3 protein-coding genes are annotated in these 5,613 nt (G+C 57.8%); all 3 read right to left on the reverse strand.

Translation table 11 applies throughout. From position 1 onward, the window contains the following. Positions 1-1,053, reverse strand: a 1,053-nt coding sequence (locus tag Q0510_RS19155) for a hypothetical protein (RefSeq protein ID WP_298715375.1), incomplete at its 3' end; no start/stop codon positions are given. A gap of 23 nt (positions 1,054-1,076) precedes the next feature. Then, a complete protein-coding gene (locus tag Q0510_RS19160) occupies positions 1,077-2,510 on the reverse strand; it encodes a RagB/SusD family nutrient uptake outer membrane protein (RefSeq protein WP_298715377.1) in 1,434 nt (477 codons plus the stop codon). A gap of 27 nt (positions 2,511-2,537) precedes the next feature. After that, positions 2,538-5,613 (reverse strand): TonB-dependent receptor (locus tag Q0510_RS19165; RefSeq protein ID WP_298715379.1); only part of this gene is annotated, 3,076 nt, incomplete at its 5' end.

The following is a 5,613-nucleotide window of genomic DNA, read 5'->3' on the forward strand; positions in this document are numbered from 1 at the left end:
GCCCAGGCCGGTGATATCCCGTAAGGTGGCGTTCTTCAGCGTTCCCACGATCTTCACCGCCGCTTTGGCCCTAGTCCGCACATTCTCCACCTGGATATTATAGGTTTCGCCAAGCACATTCATCCGGGACGACCAATAATGTTCCTCCCCGATCCGGATACCCGCCCCGGGCCTGATTTCCTTGTCGGTCGAGGTATCGAAAACCCCCGACACGAAAATGTTGTACATCTTGATCCCGTCCTGGTTGAGCAGGCGCACGAGGGCGTGGCCGCCTACGCATTTGGCTTGAATATTCCGGATGGTGATGTTGTAGATATCGTCGTTTTCGCGGGGCAGGCGGCCGCCGACCTGCATGCTGGTCCTGGCGGTATCGTTGGGGGTGGCGAGGCCGGTGAGGGCGATGACATCGTCGCCGGTGATGCCGGTGATGTTTTCGATGATGATGTCGTGACAGCCTTTGCGGACGTCCACACCGTCCTGGTTCGGGAATTTGTTGGTGTTGGCGAAATTGATATTTGCCACCCTGCCGTAGGCGCAGCCATGTTCCATGGAAATAGCCCAGGCCTGCGTTTCTTCCATCGTAAAACCTTCGATGGTGAAGTGTTGGGTATCGTACAGCAGGATGCCGATGGTGCGATAGCCGCTTTTATCGCCGGGCGGGTTGAAGTGTGCTTCCAGCCCGCCGCTCACCACGGCGTTGCCTTTGCCGGTGATGCGGACGTTTTTATTGCCCGACAGCGGCTGGGTGCGTGCCCCGGCGTTGGTGATGATGTTATCCGCGGTACCGGGAGAGAGGCGCACGAGGCAATCGTTGAGCACCAGCGTAAAGTCTGACGGCACGAGGATGGCGCGGTCGATGAGCCATTCGGCGGCTTTCCGTTGCTGGTTCCAGCGCGGGATTTCGATGGTGTTGGCGCCGGTGCGTAGGGCTTCGCGGATGGCGGCTTCGATGCGGTCGCTGTCGGATCCTTTCCTAAAATCATTCGGCGTGATGGGATCCGCCATGGCGGCGGCGGACCACATCAGGTAAATACACAATGATATAAACCTCATATCTGTTGCTTGCTGTTAAATAATCAATCGTATCCCAGGTTCTGCGACAGTTCCGGGTTCAGGCTTCTTTCCCGGAACGGGATGGGGAACAGCACGTTACGGTCCCGGATGTCGTAGTTTTCCACAAGATACCCCACTCCTTTGTATTTCTCCTTGTATGCGCGCATCACTTCCAGCATTTTGCCGGTGCGGAGCAGGTCGAGATAGCGGTGCCCTTCGAAGCAGAGCTCCACGCGGCGTTCGCGCTGGATGATATCGCGCAGGGCATTCTGGCCTTCATCTTCCACATCTTCCAGATCCGCCCGGAAGCGGACATCGTTGAGGGGCTTGATGGCTTCGCCGGTAGCGCCGGTTTCGTTGAGCGCTTCGGCATACATCAGCAGCACATCGGCATACCGGATCACCGGCCAGAGGTTTTTGCCTTCGTTATTGGCGATGGGCCTGTCCAGGAATTTGCGGGTATACAGGGCGTTGGTGGTGGTATACCTGGCGATCGCTACGGGTTTGCGGGCATCGCCGGCTTCGAAGGCATCGTTCAGGTCTTCGGTGCCCTGGTTGGAGCCTGTCGGAAATGCGCCGGTGGTGATCTCGGTGCCGGAGCCGAAGGGTGCAAAGCGGATGCAGAAGCTGCTGCCTTCGCCGTTACCGTTGGCGATATATTGCACGGCAAAAAGGATCTCCTTGTTATTGCGGTTTTCGACACTGAACACTTGTGCGTAATCGTCGAGCAGCCCAAAATTGGCGTCTTCCTTCGCGGCCTTCAGCACGGGTACGGCTTTAGGGAATTGTTTGGACACCAGGTACATTTTCCCCAGCAGGGCCTGTGCGGCGGCTTTGGGAGCACGGCCTACATTGGCGCCGGTATACACCGGGGGAAGCGCTTCGATGGCAGCCAGGAGGTCCGTTTCCACTTGCGCGTACACCTTTGCAATCGGCTCACGGAGGTAGCTGTAGGCTTCGGCTTCCGTTTTCACCTCTTTGAGGATGAGGGGCACATCTCCGAAGAACTGCGCCAGCTGCAGGTACATGAGCGAGCGCACGAAGAGGGCTTCGCCCCTGTACTGCTTTTTCAGGTTATCGCTCATGGCAATGCCATCGATCTTGTCGAGGATGATATTGGCCCGGCCGATGGTATTGTAAGAGTTGAGCCAGAGCGACTGGAAATAGGAATTGTTATTGAGCCAGGTCTGCTGGTCTACCTCTGCATAGGCGAGGTTGCCGTTGTTGGCTTCGGTATTGTCGGACGGCACTTCCGCCACTACGAAGTAGTTGTTATAGTAACCGCGGAGGCTGGCGTACATGCCGTTGACGGCAGCCGTCATATCCGATTCGCGGTTGAAGTAATCGTCCCTGTTCACGACCGTGGGGGATTTCAGGTCCACGAAGCTCGTGCATCCCTGCGCGAGGCCGAGAACCATTGCGGCCATACCCATCAGTTTATATGTATGCGATTTCATCTGCGCTAGATTTTTGTGCTTGATCAATTAAAACCCGATGTTGATACCTACCATTACGCTTTTTGCCAGCGGATAGCTGCCCTGGTCGGCCCCGGGCTGGTAAACGGACGTACCGTACTGGCTGGGTTCCGGATTGAAACCGGGATACTTGGTAAGGGTAAAGAGATTCTGCGCCGTGAGGTAGAGGCGTGCCGACTGGAGGGTGAGCCTCCTGGTGATCGTTTCCGGCAGGTTGTACCCCAGGGTCACGTTGCGCAGGCGCAGGAAGGAGCCGCTGTATACGGCATAGGAACTGAGCTGCCCGGCGGTGCTGAAGCCGGCGCGGGGGCCTACACGGGCATACTTTACGTCCCTGTCGGGTTCTTCGGGCCGGAAGTAATTGTTGGCCATTTCTTTTACGGCGTTGAATTTACCGATCCAGAGCTGGGAGTGGCGTGCGGCGCCGTTGATGATGCCATTGCCGAGGGGGCCCTGGAAGAGGAAGCTCAGGTCGAAGTTCTTATATGAGAAATTATTGGTGATTCCGTACACGTAATCCGGGAAACCGTTGCCGAGATAGGTGCGGTCGGATTCGTTGATCTGCCCGTCGCCGTTCACATCGCGGATTTTGTAATCACCCACGCCGGAGCCGGCCCATTTGGCGCTCTTCGCCAGTTCATCCGCATTCTTGAACACACCGTCGATCACGAAGCCATAAAAGCTGCCCAGGGGCTTACCTACTTCCACGCGGTATACGTTCGGCCATCCGCCGATACCATCGTAGGGGTTGAGAGATTTGCGGCCGCCGAGGTCCATCACTTCGGAACGGTTGTAGGAGATGTTGAAGTTGGTGCTCCATTTGAGCTTGCCCACCATGTTGCGGGTGTTCAGCTCGATTTCATATCCCTTGTTGCGCAGCTTGCCGATGTTGGTCTGGAACGAAGTGGCATAGCCGAGTACGCCGGGGAGGTCTTTGGAGAACAGCATGCCATCGGTTTCCTTGTTGTAGAGATCCACGGTCAGGTAGATCCTTTCTTTCAGGAAAGCCGCTTCCAGGCCGATGCCGAACTGTTTGTTCTTCTCCCATGTCAGCTCGCGGTTCATGTACCCGTTCTGGAATACGCCGGATACGCGCTGGTCGCCCAGGCTGTAGTTGGAATAGCCGATGCCGCTCATCCAGGTGAAGTCGCCGATGTTGGCGTTACCCGTTTCGCCATAGCTGGCCCTGATCTTCAGTTCATCGAACAGCTGCTGGCTTTGCATGAAGGCTTCTTCAGAAACGCGCCATGCGGCGGAATACGATTGGAAGACGCCGTAACGGTTATCGGGGCCGAAGCGCGAAGACGCGTCGGTACGGATAGAGGCGGTAAGGAGATATTTATTCTTGTAATCGTAGTTCACGCGTGCGGCGTAAGACAGGAAGCTGTTCAGCTCATATCCCAGCGTTCCGAGCAGTTCGGTGGAAGCAGCGGGGTTATGCACCTGGTCGTTGATGAAGGTGCCTGCCTTGCCGCGGGCAGCCGTGCTGGTACCGTTGAAGCGCTGCATGGAATAGAGCAGCATGCCGCCGAGGTTGTGGCCTCCTCTCAGGGCGCGGCGGTAGTTGAGGGTGTTTTCCCAGAGCCAGCCTACCGTCCTGTTGCTCGTTACCTGGCTGGCGATGCCCGTCAGCAGGGGGTTCGATAAGTTCGCGAGGGGCGCGCTGCCATAAGCGAGGGTTGAGGGCGTATACTCAGTATAGGTAGTTGCGCCGGTCGAAACACCGCCCTGCGACCTGATGATGAGGCCTTTGACAGGCTCCCACTGCAGGTAAGCGTTGCTGAGCAGGCCGGAATACTCTTGCTCGTTTTCATAGAGCTCCAGCACCGCCAGCGGGTTGTGGATGCCCGGCTCGCTGAAGCCGTACTGGGTGAAGGGCAGCACGTTGTTTTGTCCATAATCGCCGTTGGGCAAACGGGGAGACACTACCGGCGGCATGAGCATCGCTGCGTATACCGGCATGTAGGAAGCGGGACCGGGATTGCCCGGGCCGGGCTTCACGTTGCGGTTGGTGAAGGACGGTGCGAAGCTCGCGCCCATCTTCAGCTTGCTGCTCAGGTCGGCATCGATATTGGCGTTTACCGTTCCCATTTTATAATCCGTTCCGACCATCACGCCTTTCTGGTTGGTGTAGTTGCCGGAGATGGAGAAGCGTACTTTATCGCTGCCGCCGCGGGCGCTCAGCTGGATGTCGGACATGGGGGCTGAACGGAAGATCACATCCTGCCAGTCGGTATCCGCCAACTGGTCCGGCGTGTCGAACACATCGGGGTAGCGGCCGTTCTGCGCTTTGGTCGCGTCTTTTGCGTATTGCAGGTATTCCGCCTTGTTCATCATGTCCATCTTGCGGTATACGGTCTGAACACCCGTATATGCGTTGACGTTGAACATCGTTTTCCCTGACTTGCCGCGTTTGGTGGTGACGATCACCACGCCGTTGGCGGCACGGGAGCCGTAAATAGCCGCGGAGGCCGCGTCTTTCAGCAATTCGATGGATTCAATGTCGGCCACGTTGATGCGCTGGAACTGGGCCGCATTGGGCAGCGGGTAACCATCTACCACGTACAGCGGGTCGTTGGAAGCGCCCATGGAGCCGATGCCCCGGATGCGGATGGTGGGTGCTTCGCCGGGCATGCTGCCGCTGGCGGATTGCACCTGTACGCCGGCAGCCAGGCCGGCGAGGGCGTCGCCCGGATTGGTAACGGGTTGTTTGCCGAGGTCGGCGCCGGATACTTTGGAGATGGCGGTGGTGAGGCGGCGCTTGGATGAGGTGCCATATCCTACCACTACCACTTCATCGAGGTCGGAAAGGCTGGATTCCAGGGCTACGACGGGCATGTTGCCATCACCGACCACTACGTTCTGTTCCTTGAACCCGACGATGCGGAATACAAGAGTTTCCCCTTTAGCGGCTTCCAGCCGGAAGCGGCCATCTGCGTCGGTTACGGTACCCCGCTGCGTGCCTTTTACAAAAACGGATACGCCTTCGAGCGGTTGCCCCGAAGCGTCCGTTACCCTTCCGGTAACCGGAGCGCGGGCCACGGAATGGCGTATGCCTTCAGCCGTAGCGGTTCCGGGAGCCGGG

Origin of the sequence: uncultured Chitinophaga sp., from assembly GCF_937874145.1 — a bacterium.
In the GTDB taxonomy this organism is placed as follows: domain Bacteria; phylum Bacteroidota; class Bacteroidia; order Chitinophagales; family Chitinophagaceae; genus Chitinophaga.